18 protein-coding genes are annotated in these 13,114 nt (G+C 64.7%); 5 read left to right on the top strand and 13 right to left on the bottom strand.

The features are described from left to right. Positions 1-828, bottom strand: an 828-nt coding sequence (gene dapA / locus V6M39_RS00200) for a 4-hydroxy-tetrahydrodipicolinate synthase (protein WP_332641644.1), incomplete at its 3' end; no start/stop codon positions are given. Positions 829-878: 50 nt separating this feature from the next. Between dapA and V6M39_RS00195 the strand changes: the two genes are divergently transcribed. Next, positions 879-1,658 carry a thioesterase family protein gene (locus tag V6M39_RS00195; protein WP_332641643.1) on the top strand — a complete coding sequence of 260 codons (780 nt, stop codon included), beginning with the start codon at positions 879-881 and terminating at the stop codon, positions 1,656-1,658. A 9-nt stretch (positions 1,659-1,667) separates the two neighbouring features. On the opposite strand, the gene V6M39_RS00190 is transcribed toward V6M39_RS00195, so the two are convergent. The 4 genes from V6M39_RS00190 to V6M39_RS00175 form a co-directional block, all read right to left on the bottom strand. Next, a complete protein-coding gene (locus V6M39_RS00190; protein ID WP_332641642.1) occupies positions 1,668-1,928 on the bottom strand; it encodes a hypothetical protein in 261 nt (86 codons plus the stop codon). Further along, complete coding sequence (locus V6M39_RS00185) at positions 1,925-2,146, bottom strand: DUF2306 domain-containing protein (protein WP_332641641.1); 222 nt, start codon at positions 2,144-2,146, stop codon at positions 1,925-1,927. Before V6M39_RS00185 ends, V6M39_RS00190 begins: the two co-directional genes overlap by 4 nt. Continuing rightward, complete coding sequence (locus V6M39_RS00180; protein WP_332641640.1) at positions 2,143-2,586, bottom strand: MarR family winged helix-turn-helix transcriptional regulator; 444 nt, start codon at positions 2,584-2,586, stop codon at positions 2,143-2,145. Before V6M39_RS00180 ends, V6M39_RS00185 begins: the two co-directional genes overlap by 4 nt. 100 nt (positions 2,587-2,686) lie before the next feature. Next, the gene (locus V6M39_RS00175) at positions 2,687-3,046 is read right to left on the bottom strand and encodes a VOC family protein (protein WP_332641639.1); all 360 of its coding nucleotides are present in this window, start codon (positions 3,044-3,046) and stop codon (positions 2,687-2,689) included. A gap of 74 nt (positions 3,047-3,120) precedes the next feature. Between V6M39_RS00175 and V6M39_RS00170 the strand changes: the two genes are divergently transcribed. Beyond that, entirely contained in the window at positions 3,121-3,336 is a 216-nt protein-coding gene (locus tag V6M39_RS00170; RefSeq protein WP_332641638.1) for an amphi-Trp domain-containing protein, read from the top strand. Position 3,337: 1 nt separating this feature from the next. Here the strand turns inward: V6M39_RS00170 and V6M39_RS00165 are convergent, their stop codons facing one another. Further along, entirely contained in the window at positions 3,338-3,826 is a 489-nt protein-coding gene (locus V6M39_RS00165; RefSeq protein WP_332641637.1) for a dihydrofolate reductase, read from the bottom strand. A gap of 25 nt (positions 3,827-3,851) precedes the next feature. After that, positions 3,852-4,646 carry a thymidylate synthase gene (locus tag V6M39_RS00160; RefSeq protein WP_332641636.1) on the bottom strand — a complete coding sequence of 265 codons (795 nt, stop codon included), beginning with the start codon at positions 4,644-4,646 and terminating at the stop codon, positions 3,852-3,854. A gap of 50 nt (positions 4,647-4,696) precedes the next feature. Here V6M39_RS00160 and V6M39_RS00155 point away from each other — a divergent pair, with 50 nt between their 5' ends. The 3 genes from V6M39_RS00155 to V6M39_RS00145 all read left to right on the top strand — a co-directional run bounded on the left by V6M39_RS00155 (position 4,697) and on the right by V6M39_RS00145 (position 6,640). Then, complete coding sequence (locus V6M39_RS00155) at positions 4,697-5,197, top strand: hypothetical protein (RefSeq protein WP_332641635.1); 501 nt, start codon at positions 4,697-4,699, stop codon at positions 5,195-5,197. 271 nt (positions 5,198-5,468) lie between these two features. Beyond that, positions 5,469-6,110, top strand: a complete 642-nt coding sequence (locus V6M39_RS00150; protein ID WP_332641634.1) for a slipin family protein — start codon at positions 5,469-5,471, stop codon at positions 6,108-6,110. After that, positions 6,107-6,640 (top strand): GNAT family N-acetyltransferase, encoded by a 534-nt coding sequence (locus V6M39_RS00145; protein WP_332641633.1) that lies wholly within the window; start codon positions 6,107-6,109, stop codon positions 6,638-6,640. Before V6M39_RS00150 ends, V6M39_RS00145 begins: the two co-directional genes overlap by 4 nt. Before the next feature lie 18 nt (positions 6,641-6,658). Here the strand turns inward: V6M39_RS00145 and dapB are convergent, their stop codons facing one another. From dapB to V6M39_RS00115, 6 genes are all read right to left on the bottom strand, one after another. Further along, positions 6,659-7,390, bottom strand: coding sequence for a 4-hydroxy-tetrahydrodipicolinate reductase (gene dapB / locus V6M39_RS00140; protein WP_332641632.1), 732 nt, complete (start codon positions 7,388-7,390; stop codon positions 6,659-6,661). Between the two features lie 21 nt (positions 7,391-7,411). Then, the gene (locus V6M39_RS00135) at positions 7,412-8,431 is read right to left on the bottom strand and encodes a LacI family DNA-binding transcriptional regulator (protein WP_332641631.1); all 1,020 of its coding nucleotides are present in this window, start codon (positions 8,429-8,431) and stop codon (positions 7,412-7,414) included. Beyond that, entirely contained in the window at positions 8,428-9,789 is a 1,362-nt protein-coding gene (locus tag V6M39_RS00130; protein ID WP_332641630.1) for a GH1 family beta-glucosidase, read from the bottom strand. The genes V6M39_RS00135 and V6M39_RS00130 overlap by 4 nt, the downstream gene beginning before the upstream one ends. Positions 9,790-9,868: 79 nt before the next feature. After that, a complete protein-coding gene (locus V6M39_RS00125) occupies positions 9,869-10,708 on the bottom strand; it encodes a carbohydrate ABC transporter permease (protein ID WP_332641629.1) in 840 nt (279 codons plus the stop codon). 1 nt (position 10,709) lies between these two features. Beyond that, complete coding sequence (locus V6M39_RS00120; protein WP_332641628.1) at positions 10,710-11,624, bottom strand: carbohydrate ABC transporter permease; 915 nt, start codon at positions 11,622-11,624, stop codon at positions 10,710-10,712. Between the two features lie 140 nt (positions 11,625-11,764). Continuing rightward, positions 11,765-13,051: an ABC transporter substrate-binding protein gene (locus V6M39_RS00115; RefSeq protein ID WP_332641627.1), complete on the bottom strand. Its 1,287-nt coding sequence runs from the start codon at positions 13,049-13,051 to the stop codon at positions 11,765-11,767. Between the last annotated feature and the right edge of the window lie 63 nt (positions 13,052-13,114).

Below are 13,114 nucleotides of genomic sequence, written 5' to 3'. Positions count from 1 at the left end.
CGTGCGGTGCTCGAGCACGCCGAGCAGCTGGAGCGTCGCCTTGGCGGTGATCGCACCTTGCGTGTAGTTCATGATCGCCTTGACGGCGGGAAGGAGTCGGTCGTTGATCGACCGTGCTTCAGGGAGGTTGCCTGCGTCGACGGCCGCAACCATGTCGGCGTACTGGCGAGCGGCGGCATGCGAAACAACGCTGACGACGCCGCTGGCGCCCATGGCGAGCCACGGTAGGTTGAGGACGTCGTCGCCGGAGTAGATCTTGATGCCGGTCTCACGCATCAGCCAAGCACCGCGGTTGAGGTCACCGACGGCATCCTTGACCGCGATGATCAGCGGGTTGTCAGCCATCGCGGCATACGTGTCGTCGGCGATCGTGATCGAGCTGCGACTCGGGATGTCGTAGAGCATCACGGGGGTGTCGTCGCCAGCACGAGCGACCTCGGTGAAGTGCGAGAGCAGGCCGGACTGCGGTGGCTTGCTGTAGTAGGGCGTGACGATGAGGAGTCCGTCAGCGCCGGCCTTCTTGGCCTGCTGTGCAAGCTCGATCGAATGGCGCGTGTCGTTGGTGCCGACTCCCGCCACGACCGTTGCCCGGTCGCCGACCGCGTCGATCACCGCGTTCAGGAGCTGGCCATCCTCGGCGACGGTCGTCGTCGGCGACTCCCCCGTCGTCCCGCTGATGACGAGACCGTCGCTGCCCTGGTCGACGAGATGGTTCGCCACCTTCTGCACAGCATCGAGATCGAGCTCACCCTCGCGGGTGAACGGCGTGACCATTGCGGTCAGCACACGCCCGAAGGGCGCGGCCTCGGTGGCGAGTGGCGACGTCATACATCGAGGCTACCGCTTGGGAGCCTCCGCGTGGCGGGCAGGATAGGCGCATGAGCGAGGACATTTACGAGATTGACACCGCGTCAACGCCGCGCGGCGACGGCATACGCGATTTGGTACTGACCGACCGATGGAACACCCCGCTCGGCAAGCCCAACGGCGGCTACATCCTCGCGGCCATGCTGCGCGGCCTCGGCGAGGAGATGGGCGCCGACGAACCGATGGTTGCCGCCATCACCTACCTCGCCTCCCCCGAGACCGGCGCGGCCGAGCTTCGTACGACGGCATTGCGTCGCGGACGACGCGTACAGACCGGTGAGGCGGCGCTCTGGGAAGGCGACCGCCACATTGCACAGCTGCTGGCGAGCTTCGGTCCTCGTACGGGTGGCCGCTCCCATGAACTCGGAACGCCCCCGATCCTGCCCTCGCCTGACGACTGCGGAAATCCGCGTGACGAAGGCATGGCTGGCGGGATCTTCGACCGCGTCGACTACCGACTCGCGTCGCGCCCAGGTTGGGTCGACGGCAAACCGAGCGGCGATCCGACCGTGGAGCTGTGGCAGCGACTTGCCGACGGTCGTGAGATCGACATGCCGGGGCTCGCGTTCCTCTGCGATGCGTACGCTCCCCCGGTGCTCGAGCTCGGCGAGCTTCAGTCGATGACGGTCCAGCTCACTGTCCACATGCATCGCCGCCCCGTACCGGGATGGATTGCCACTCGCCTGACTACCCGACACGTCATTAACGGCTACCACGACGAGGACTGTGAGCTCTGGGACGAGGCGGGCAACCTCGTCGCGCAAAGCCGTCAGCTCGCGATCCTGCTCTAGGCCGCTGGCTCAGGCGGACGAGGAGACCGTACGCGCGCGGCTGAGCCGGCTCCCGAGCGCGACGACGGCGGCACTGGTCGTCAGCACCGCGACGACGGCGAGCGCGGCGGTGCCCGGGCTGTGTACGACGAGCTGCGGCAGCTCACGCTCCGGCACCGCCGATGCGGCGATGCCCGCTCCCGCGAGCCCGAGCCAGCTGCCGGTCATGTTGCCGCGGTGGCTCAGGACGTCTCCGCGGACGGCCGCCACCAGTCCAAGCAGGACGGTCACGATGGTGACCACCGAGAGCACATGCAGGAAGCTGAACGCCCCGTCGCGGATTTCCGGATCCAGAACGAGGAGACGCTCACGTACAACAGCGCAACAACCCAGGCGCGGCCGGCGACGCGGTGTGCGGTCGAGCCTTTGGTGCTGAGGAACAGCTGCCAGGCGCCGATCACCAGGCCGAACCCGGCAGCGAAAGCGTGGGTCGCCACCAGCGGACTCATGCGGACGCTCCGGCCAGTTCGTCGAGCGCCCGGATCATCGCCTGCACCGGCCGGCTGAGGACGTCGGCAGGGACGCCGGCAATCTCGGCAAGGCCCGCGAATGCCGACTCGAGCAGGTCCGACCCCTCCTCGACGAGCCTGCGGCCGCGCGGGGTCAGGCCGAGCGCCCGCCGGTGCCCATTCCCGGGGACCGTACGAACGTCCAGCAGCCCGTCGGCTGCAAGGGCGGCGACCGTACGACTCATCGCCGGGTCCGACACCTGTTGCTCGGCGGCCAGCTCACGTTGGGTCGGCGTTCCGAGACGCTCGACGGCGAGCAGCACCAGGAACTTGGCGTACGAGACGTCATGGCCGCGCCGCAGCATCTCGTCCGCCGCAACGTCGAGGCGAGCGACGAGGGCGTGAAGGAGGTAGGCCGGGCGGTGCTGAACGTTGGTCACTCGACTATGATGCACTGGTTAAGTTAACTAGGTCAAGATAGGTGGCTGGTCCGGCCGCCGGCAACCTCGTCGCGCAAAGCCGTCAGCTCGCGATCCTGCTCTAGCCCGACGTATCCGTGACGCCCTCGTAGATCCCGATGTGGTTGCCATCTGGGTCTTCGAACACAGCCCACCAGCTCGTCTCGGAGATCGGGGACTTCTCCGCCAGCACTTTGCCGCCATGCTCGACAGCCAGCGCCAGCGTCTCGTCGATTGAGTCAACCTCGACGGTCGAGCGCGGCTGGGTGAAGCCCTCGCTGCGTGGGGCGAGCATGCCGCCGCTGATCTCGTTGGGTGCCTGCCACATCGGGAGGCCCTCGAATTCACTCATCTGCCAGCCGAACAACGTGCTGTAGAACGCGGTGGCGCGGGCGTTGTCGCTGACTGGGATGTCGACGTGGGTGATGTCTCCGTGAGCCATGACGTCTCCTCATCTCGGGTCATTTCAGTATGACCCGCTGGCTACAGTCATCGGCAAACGACCAAGGAGACCCAGTGTCACTGTTTGAGATCGACAACACCCAGAAGCTGTCCCGCGAAGACGCAGCTGCCAAGCTTCACGAGCTGGCGGATGCACTGGCGCGTCACAACTCAGTTGAGTTCGAGCGCGGCGGACAGCGCATCACCGTGAGCATTCCTGATGAGGTCAACCTCAAGGTCGAGGTCGAGCTGGGTGAGGACAACGAGCTCGAGATCGAGCTCACCTGGTGAACTAGTCCGCGCGGGAGAAGCGGGTGATTGTGAACGGCGGGTCGTCGTCAGGATGGTCGGCGTGCTCGACGACGTTCCACTCAGCCCAGTCCACCTCGGGGAAATAGGTGTCGCCCTCGGGTGCCAGCTCAACCCGGGTGACGACCATGGAGTCGACGAGCCCCGCGTCGAGCGCCTCAGCGTAGATCTGGGCACCACCGACCAGGAATATCTCGTTGTCGAGCTCAGCCGCCTGCCTCAGCGCATCGGGCAGGCTCGGCGCGGCGAGCACCCCAGGTGCCGACCAGGTGACCTGTCGGGTGACGACGATCGTCGTACGCCCTGGGAGCGGGCGACCGATCGAGTCGTACGTTGCACGGCCCATCACCATTGGATGACCCATGGTCAGCGCCTTGAAGTTGGCGAGGTCGGCGGGCAGGCGCCACGGGATCCCGCCGTCGGCGCCGATGATGCCGTTGGTGCCCATCGCCACGACGAGCGTCAAGGTCACTCTGTTGACCTCATTCGGCTCCGCCTCATATTGCGATCGGAGCCTTGATCGCCGGGTGCGGCTCGTAGCCGGTGACCTTGATCGAGTCGAGCGTGAAGTCGTCGATCGACGTGATCGACGGGTCGAGCCACAGCTCGGGCAGCGCTCGCGGCTCACGAGTCAGCTGCTCGCGCGCCTGGTCGAGGTGATTGACGTAGAGGTGGGCATCGCCGAGTGTGTGCACGAAGTCTCCGACCTCGAGACCCGCAACCTGCGCCACCATGTGCGTCAGCAATGCGTAGGAGGCGATGTTGAAGGGGACGCCCAAGAAGACATCGGCCGAGCGTTGGTACATCTGGCAGGAGAGCTTGCCATCGGCGACGTAGAACTGGAAGAACGCGTGGCACGGCATCAGGGCCATGGCGTCGAGCTCGGCGACGTTCCACGCACTGACGACGTGTCGACGCGAGTCGGGGTTGGTCTTGATCTGCTCGATGACCTGAGCGAGCTGGTCGATGTGCTCGCCGTCGGGCGCAGGCCATGATCGCCACTGGTAGCCGTAGACGGGGCCAAGATCACCATTGGCGTCGGCCCATTCGTCCCAGATCGTGACACCGTTGTCACGGAGATAAGTCGTGTTGGTGTCGCCGGCGATGAACCACAGCAGCTCAGCAACAACCGACTTGAGGTGGACCTTCTTGGTCGTGACCAGCGGGAAACCCTCGCTCAGGTCGAACCGCATCTGATGGCCGAAAACACTCTTGGTGCCCGTGCCGGTGCGGTCACCTTTGTCGACTCCTTCGTCGAGGATCCGTTGGACAAGATCGAGGTAGGCCCGCATGACCGCAGACTATCAATCGGCGACGACAGATCGTGTGCGAAACTCGCAGCATGCCGAGTGCTGAGTACAACACCACGCCTCGCGAGATTCGTAACTTCGCAACGCTGCAGCTCGGCCTCACTGGCGCGTTCCTCCTGGCCCTGTTCTGGTTCTGCGGCGGCACGGATGCCGGCTATCCACCACCATGGCTCGCGGCCGTGCTGGTCGTACCGATCGTCATTGCTGCAGTCTTCGCCGAGCGAGTCTGGCTGTCGGGCAAGCCGCTCGCTCGCGACGAGGATCCCGTACGTCTCAGAGCGGCCGGACTCGACGCCTACGCCGCCCAGACCGTCCGCAAGATGTTGATCGTCGAGGCGTCGATGCTCCCGGGCGTCATCGTCGGCTTCGCCGGCTCGTACGCTGCATGGCCAATCGTGATCGTCGGGTTCCCCGTCATTCTGCTCCTCGCGTGGGAGATCTGGCCGACCCGGCGCAACGTATCGCGTACCGCCGCAATGCTCGACTCGGGCGGCGTGGACTCCGGCCTCATCGACGGATTTAAATCGCTGTGAGGGATGACCACCCGCGTGACACAATGACGGTCCGCGAGATCAGTGGACCGAAGGCCTTGGCTGGAGGTTTCCACGCGTTGTACCTCGGGGAAACCATCTCTCAAATGGATTCAAGGTAAAGCCGCTTGCGGCCGGGGTTCGAATCCCCACTAGCCGTTCGCAGATCGGCAGCCTTCGGGCAGTGCGCGACGGGCTCTGCGGGACTTCGGGTCCCCCGCCCCGAGTTCTCGTCGATCTGCGAACGGTCCCACCTCTCGAAAGGAGCGCAACTATGGTCACCGTGATGCCTTACGAGCGCTACGTCCACTACCGCCACGGCAAGCTCGCTGGCGTGATCGGCCCAGGCAAGCACCGCTTCTGGGGCCTGGGCCACGATCTCGTGCCCGTCGACATGCGTGTTGAGCTGTTTGAAGTCCGGCCTCAGGAGGTCCCGACCTCCGACGGCATCACGGTCAAGGTCAGCGCTGCAGCGCGCACCCAGGTCGTCGACCCGGTCGCCTTCAACGAGTTCACCGATGATCCGCACGGTTACCTCTACGACGCCATCAAGACATGGATTCGTACGACGGTCCACGGTCTGACTCTCGATGAGGTCATCGCCGGCATCAGCGTCGACGAGACGCCTGTCGACATCGCCACTGCAGCTGCCTCCGTCGGCATCGACATCTCTGATTTCGGCGTGCGCGACATCCTCGTTCCTGGCGAGATCCGCCGCGCAACCGAGGATCTCGTGACAACCCGTCAGCGGTCTCACATCGCTCTCGAGCAGGCCCGCACTGACGTCGCTGTGCTCCGCGCACTCGCCAACAGCGCAAAGGTTCTCGAGGATCATCCTGCGCTCGCCGCAGTTCGGCTCGCCGAGACTGCTGCATCCCACGGTGGCACGGTCATCATTGAGCGTCCTACGGCGTGAACGCCGATGTCAGCGCTCGGCTCGCCTGGCCGGACGACGCGAGCACGATGGCGCGCATCCAGGTTGCTGCGTGGCACGCCAACTATGCCGAGCTGATCCCGGCCGCCGAGCTCGAGGCTCTCGACCCAGCTCAGCTCGCCGAGCGCTGGGCCATGGCGATCAGCTCACCCAAGGAAGCCCGCATGCGCGTGCTCGTCGCGCTCGAGCGTGCCGACGTACGCGGCTTCACCTTGGTGCACCCTTCGTACGACCCCGACAGCGATCAGGTCGCGGACGGCGAGATCGGCGAGTTCATCGTCGATCCGGAGCACCAACGTGAAGGCCACGGCTCTCGCCTCCTGCAGGCCGCAATCGACACGCTCTCGGCCGACAAGTTCACCCGCGCCGTCTGGTGGATCGGCTCGACAGACGACGCGCTGCGCCGGTTCATCAGCGAGTCCGGCTGGGAGCCAGATGGGGCACACCGCGAGCTCGCGGCCGAGGACGGCAGCACGATCAAGCAGATTCGGCTGCACACGAGTCTCGGGTGACGGCCGATCGCTCGGTCATCAAAGGCCGAGGATGCTCTCCAGGCCGACGGTCACTCCGGGTCTGTCGCTGACGGCCTTGACGGCTGCCACGACGCCCGGCATGAACGAGTCGCGGTTGCTCGAGTCGTGACGGATCGAGAGGGTCTCGCCCACTCCCCCGAACACCACGTCCTGCGATGCAACGAAACCGCGCGCACGTAGCGAGTGCACGGGCACGCCCGAAACCTTGGCGCCGCGTGCGCCACCCGGATCGGTGGTGGTGGCGTCCGGCAACGGTGCGGAACTCGCAGCGGAGCGCGCCGACGCGATGAGCTCAGCCGTACGTGTTGCAGTGCCCGACGGCGCATCGACCTTGTCGGGGTGGTGCATCTCGATGACTTCGACGGACTCGAAGAACGGCGCCGCGGTGGCTGCAAACTTCATCATCAGCACGGCGCCGATCGAGAAGTTGGGGACGATGAGGACGCCGGTCTTCGGGTCGAGCGCGCTCACCTCGGCGATCTTGGCATCGTCGAAGCCTGACGTACCGACGACGACGTGCACGCCGTGCTCGATGCACCACTTCACGTTGTCGAGCGCGACACCTGGCTGGGTGAAGTCCAGTGCGACCTCTGCGCCAGCGTCAGCGAGAAGGTCGATCGAGTCGTCGACATCCACTTCGGCAACGACGTCCAGGCCAGCGGCCTTGAGCGCCTCGACGGATGCCGTACCCATACGTCCCTTGGCACCCAGGACTGCGACTCGTGTCATGGGGCAAGCCTATCGGCGACCTCACGCGGACGAGCGCACCACAAGCTCAACCGGCAGTATGAGCTGCTCCGCGGGCAGATCCGGCTCCTCGATCCGACGCAGCACCATTGCCGCCATCTCCTGCCCGAGACGTACGAGCGGCTGCCTGACTGTGGTCAGCGGTGGTTCGGTTGTCTCCGAGCCAGCCGTGCCATCGAAGCCCACCACCGCGACGTCATTCGGGATGACCTTGCCGTGCTTGGTCAACGTCCGCATCGCACCCATCGCCATCAGGTCGCTGGCGGCGAACACCGCGTCGATGTCGGGGCGGCGAGCGAGAAGTGCCTCCATCGCATCGCGTCCGCTCTGCTCGCTGAAGTCGCCGGCCTCGATAAGGTCGGGGTCGGCCGCGATCCCCTCTTCGGCGAGCGCATCGACATACCCGTCGTGACGGTCGCGGCCCGAAGCCATCCCGCGCGGACCCGTGATGGTCGCGATCGTGCGACGGCCGGTCTTGATCAGGTAGGAAACCGCCTGGTGCGCGCCGCCGCGGTTGTCGACGTCGACGTACGACGCCGTGTCCCACAGCTGAGACCGGCCACCAAGGACCATCGGGATTCCGCGTGATCCGAGGTCCACCGGGAACGCGCCGTCGTCATGCAGCGAGAGCAGCAGAACGCCATCGACGTGCTGTCGGCCGAGGTACGCGCCGAGCCGTGTTGCCTGGTCGTCACCCTGCACCAGGGAGAGCACGAGCTGGCGGGAAGCATCGTTCAATGCGTTGGAGATGCCGCGTACGACTCCGGCGAAGAACGGCTCGCCGAAGATTCGCTCTTCGGACTCCGCAATCACCAGCGCCACAGTTCCCGTACGACGTGTGACGAGGGTTCGAGCCGCCTGATTCGGTACGTAGCCCAGCTCTTCGACCGCCTTCAAGACAGCGGCCTTGGTGCGTTCGGACACCTGCGGGGATCCGTTGATGACGCGCGAAGCGGTGCCGCGACCCACACCTGCGTGGGCCGCCACCTCATCCAGGGTCGGTTGACCCGTCCGCTCGCTCATGTGGCCAGTATCGCGGCTCGATGAGCTCGAATGAGGTCGGAATACCAACGTGCGCTGTCCTTCGGCGTACGCACCTGCGTCTCGTAGTCGACGTGGACGATCCCAAACCGCTTGGCATAACCCTCCGCCCACTCGTAGTTGTCGAGCAGCGACCAGGCGAAGTAGCCCCGGATGTCCATGCCCTGCTGGCGCATCGTCGCGATCGACTCGAGGTGATCGTTGAGGAATGAGATCCGGTCGGCGTCGTGCACCACGCCGTCAACAACCTCGTCGTCGAACGCTGCACCGTTCTCGGTGAGGTAGACCGGGATCGGTGCGTAGTCCCGCTGGACCCTTGACAGCACGTCGACGAGTCCCTGCGGGTCGATGTCCCACCCACTCGCCGTCCGCTCGAGACCGTTCTCGCTCTCGAAACGCACATCGGAAGAGCCGGGCCAGAGTCCGGCGCCCACGACGTGGCGGGTGTAGTAGTTGATCCCGAGGAAGTCGAGCGGCTGCGCGATCAGCTCTGGGTCGCCGTCGAGGATGAACGACGCATCGGTGACCGGGGCGATGTCAGCCAGCACGTCCTTTGGATAGCTGCCCTTGAGGATCGGGTCGAGGAACCAGCGGTTCATGAGTCCATCGATACGACGCACGGCATCGTCGTGTCGTCCAGAGTCGTCAACGGGGCTCACCGGGTAGAGGTTGAGCGTGACACCCACCTGCGCGTCCGGCACGGCCGCACGCAGACGATCGACGGCGAGTCCGTGACCCAGCATCAGGTGGTGCGATGCCGCGACCGAAGCCGCCGGCTCGGTGCGTCCGGGCGCATGGATTCCGCTGGCGTATCCGAGATAGGCGGCGCACCACGGCTCATTGAGCGTGATCCAGTGCTTGACCCGGTCGCCCAGAGCCTCCGCGATGATCGTCGTGTAGTCGGCGATGTGCTCAGCGGTGTCGCGTACGGGCCAGCCGCCCGACTGTTCCAACGTGTCGGGCAGATCCCAGTGATAGAGCGTCGCCCACGGGGTGATGCCCTTCTCAAGCAGCCGATCGACGAGACGGTCGTAGAACGCAATGCCTGCCGCGTTGCCCGAGCCCTGCCCGTCGGGCTGAACGCGCGGCCAGGCGATCGAGAAACGGTATGCCCCAAGGCCGAGCTCAGACATCAGGTCGACGTCGTCTGACCAGCGGTGATAGTGGTCGACGGCTATCGCGCCCGTCTCACCACCGATCACTCGACCAGGCTGCTCGGCGAAGGTGTCCCAGATCGACGGCGTACGGCCGTCCTCGCCCACCGCGCCCTCGATCTGGTACGCCGAGGTCGCAACTCCCCACGAGAAGTCGTCGGGGAACGCCGAGATGTCGACTGTCATGCCGGAACCCCCGTTGAAAAGGCACGGTACGGAGGTACCGGCATGAACCCTGTGTTCATGACTCGCTCGCTGCGCTCGCTCATGCCTTGAGTCCACCTTCCATGATTCCGCCGATGATCTGGCGGCCGAACACGATGAAGACGATGACCAGCGGGAGTGTGCCGATCAGGGTGCCGGCCATGATGAGCGACTGGTCCGAGTAGTAGCCGCTGGAGAGCCGCGAGAGGGCGACCTGCACCGTCGGGTGCTCGGCGTCCAGCGTCAGATAGGGCCACAGGAAGTCGTTCCAGCGCTCCATGAACGTCAGCAGCCCGAGTACGGCCGCCGCCGGTCGCAACGCCGGGAACACGATGCTGAAGAAGATCCGGAACGTCGATGCTCCGTCGACGCGAGCCGCTTCGATCATCTCGTCGGGGATCGCCTGCTGCGCGTACTGGCGCATCATGAAGACGCCGAAGCCCGCAACCAGGAACGGGAGCGTGACGGACTCGAGCCTGCCGGCAATGCCGAGCTTCGTCATCAGCATGTAGAGGGGGATGAGTCCCAGCTGAACCGGCACCATCATCGTGCCGATGACGAACAGCAACATGACATTGCGCCCGCGGAACTTCAGCTTGGCAAGTGCGAATCCAGCCAGGGATGACGTCACGACGACACATACGGTCGCGACCGAAGCCACCATCAGGCTGTTGAGCAGTGCCTTGGCGAAAGTCACGTCGGCATTCGCGAAGACCCGGTCGATATTCGACCCGAGTTCGCCGCCCAACGTGAGCGGCGGTGGCAGTCCCAAGATCTCGCTGTTCGTGCGAGAGGCCATGACGGCCATGAAGAGCAGTGGTCCAGCCGACATCAGGACCGCAAACGTCAGTCCGAGATAGAGCGCCAAGCTCTTCGTACGAGTGTCTGTCTTCGTCGCCATGTCAGTCCACCGACTTGATCCGGCGCAGGAGCGCGACGTTAATGATCGCGAAGACCGCGATGAACATGAACAGGACCCACGCGATCGTGGATGCGTAGCCGAAACGCTGCCCGGTGAACGCCTGCTGCACGAGGTACATCGCCACGGTCTGGAACTGACCGGTCGTCCCGCCCGCGATCGCGTTGACGCCTGACCCGAAGAGCAGCGGTTCAGTGAAGAGCTGGATGCCGCCGATGGTGGCGACAATCGAGACGAAGATGATGGTCGGCCGCAACATAGGCACCGTGATCGTCCAGAACTGGCGCCAGGCGGAGGCTCCGTCGATGCGTGCAGCCTCGTACAGCTCCTTGGGGACGGCTTGGAGCGAGGCGAGCAGGATCAGCGCGTTGTAGCCGGTCCACCGCCAGTCGACCATGATCGAGATCGCCAGCCAGGACGACCACCTATGGGCCTGCCAATCGATGGGCTGGTCGAGGCCGATGTGACCGAGTGCCCAGTTCACGATGCCGTAGTCGCGGGCGAAGATCAGCCCGAAGATGATGCCGACTGCGGCAATCGAGGTGACATTGGGCAGCAGCACCCCCATGCGCCAGAACGTGCGGCCCCGCATACGTCCGTTGAGCACCTGGGCGAGCACGGTCGCGATGATGAGCTGCGGAATCGTCGCAAGGATGAAGATGCCGATCGTGTTGATGAACGCGTTCCAGAAGTCGTGATCCGCGAACAGCTCACGGTAGTTGCCGAGTCCGACCCACCCCTGGTTGCCGGCCAACAGACTCCAGTCATGCATCGAGACCCAGGCCGTGTAGCCGAGCGGGAACAGCCCGAAGATCGCAAACACGATGAAGAACGGAGACATGAACGCGTACGGCGCGTACCTGGTCTCAGCCCTGCTGAGTCGATCACGAAGTCTCAACGGATTCTCTCCTGGTCAGTCCGGTGCCTGCGCTCGCTGGAGATCGGGCGCAGGCACCGGGGGTGAGGCGGGGCTGTTGCTCCGCCGTTCGCCTGGCACCCCATTGTCTGTGTGAGCAGATGTCAGGGGTGCCAGACGATTTACTTGGCGGCCTTCTTCGCAGCGGCGATCGCTGCGTTCCAACCGTCGCCTTCGGACCTCTGACCACCCTCGACGCTGCGGAGGACGTTCTCGAACGCGTCGCGTACGGGGACGTTCTTGGCACCGAGGTAGACCGGCTTCAGATTTGCTGCGCCGGCCACGAACAGCTGGCCTATCGGAGCATCACTGAAGTACGGATTGGTGGCTTCCTTCAGGTCACTGGTCTCGTACAGAGCGGGCAGAGATGGCAGGCGACCCTCGGCCTTGAATGCGCCGAGCTGTCCGTCCTCGCTGGACAAGTACTTCACCAGCTCGACTGCCATGTCGGCGTTCTTGCTGTTCTTGGGAACAGCGAGCCACGAACCGCCCCAGTTGCCTCCGCCACCGGGGATGGTTGCGATGTCCCACTTGCCGGTGAAGTCGTCACCGGCTTGACCCTTGATGTAACCCGTCATCCAGGCAGGGCACGCGACTGTCGCGAACGAACCGTTCTTGAATCCTGCGTTCCACTCATCCGAGAAGGCTGCGAGCTTCGCGGTGAGACCCGCGTCGATCATCTTGTTGGCCTGGTCCCACGCCGTCTTCACGGCCGGGTTGGAGTCAACGATGAGCTTGTCGTCACGATCGAAGTACGTGACGTCGCCGCCCTGCATCAGGATCGAGTTGTACGTGTTGGTGGCCGCGTCGATGAAGTGGACCTTGTCATCGTCGATGCCGGCCTGGAACTTCTCGCCCGTGGCAATGAAGTCGTCCCACGTCGGCCAGAGCTTGCCAACCTCTTCGCGGTCGGCTGGCAATCCAGCCTTCTCGAACAGGTCGCGGCGGTAGCACATCGCCAGTCCGCCGACGTCCGTACCGAGACCGATGGTGGTCTTGCCATCGGCAGTCGTGGCCTTGTCCCATACCCAGGGAAGCCAGCTGTCCTTGAGCTCGAGACCGCCTTCGTCCTGGAAGTTGACGAACTTGTCGGCGGTCTGGAGGAAGTTGACGGTCTGTCCCTCTTCGATCGCCACAACGTCACCGGCGGCAGCATTTGCTGCGATCTGCTGGCTCAGCTTGGTGTTGTACTTGCCGAGGTCACCTTCTGCCGTCTCAACGATCTTGACGCCGGGGTGATCCTTCTCAAACTGCTTGTAAACGTCCTTGTAGCCGAACTGCCCGAACAGATTGACTCGCAACGTCACGTTCTTGTCAGATCCGCCGCCGTCAGACCCGCAACCTGCGGCGAGAACTCCCGCGGCAAGGGCTGAGACTGCGAGGGCGGCGATGCGCTGTGTGCGATTCACGTCGTACCTTTCCTCCACAGCTCCCACCGTGGGAGCGTTCCCATGAGTGTGCCCTGCGTCACA

This window comes from Aeromicrobium sp. (assembly GCF_036675695.1).
Classification (GTDB): domain Bacteria; phylum Actinomycetota; class Actinomycetes; order Propionibacteriales; family Nocardioidaceae; genus Aeromicrobium.
The sequence above is the reverse complement of the archived record's forward strand: the minus strand, read 5'-3'. Positions and strand labels throughout refer to the sequence as shown.

Bases quoted from the DNA above. Each gene is read 5' to 3' on its own strand.
- V6M39_RS00130 (WP_332641630.1), bottom strand. From the start codon at position 9,789: ATGACAGTCGACATCTCGGCGTTCCCCGACGACTTCTCGTGGGGAGTT.
- V6M39_RS00195 (WP_332641643.1), top strand. From the start codon at position 879: ATGAGCGAGGACATTTACGAGATTGACACCGCGTCAACGCCGCGCGGC.
- V6M39_RS00125 (WP_332641629.1), bottom strand. From the start codon at position 10,708: ATGGCGACGAAGACAGACACTCGTACGAAGAGCTTGGCGCTCTATCTC.
- V6M39_RS00135 (WP_332641631.1), bottom strand. From the start codon at position 8,431: ATGAGCGAGCGGACGGGTCAACCGACCCTGGATGAGGTGGCGGCCCAC.
- V6M39_RS00185 (WP_332641641.1), bottom strand. From the start codon at position 2,146: ATGAGTCCGCTGGTGGCGACCCACGCTTTCGCTGCCGGGTTCGGCCTG.
- V6M39_RS00160 (WP_332641636.1), bottom strand. From the start codon at position 4,646: ATGCGGGCCTACCTCGATCTTGTCCAACGGATCCTCGACGAAGGAGTC.
- V6M39_RS00175 (WP_332641639.1), bottom strand. From the start codon at position 3,046: ATGGCTCACGGAGACATCACCCACGTCGACATCCCAGTCAGCGACAAC.
- V6M39_RS00150 (WP_332641634.1), top strand. From the start codon at position 5,469: ATGGTCACCGTGATGCCTTACGAGCGCTACGTCCACTACCGCCACGGC.
- V6M39_RS00155 (WP_332641635.1), top strand. From the start codon at position 4,697: ATGCCGAGTGCTGAGTACAACACCACGCCTCGCGAGATTCGTAACTTC.
- dapB (WP_332641632.1), bottom strand. From the start codon at position 7,390: ATGACACGAGTCGCAGTCCTGGGTGCCAAGGGACGTATGGGTACGGCA.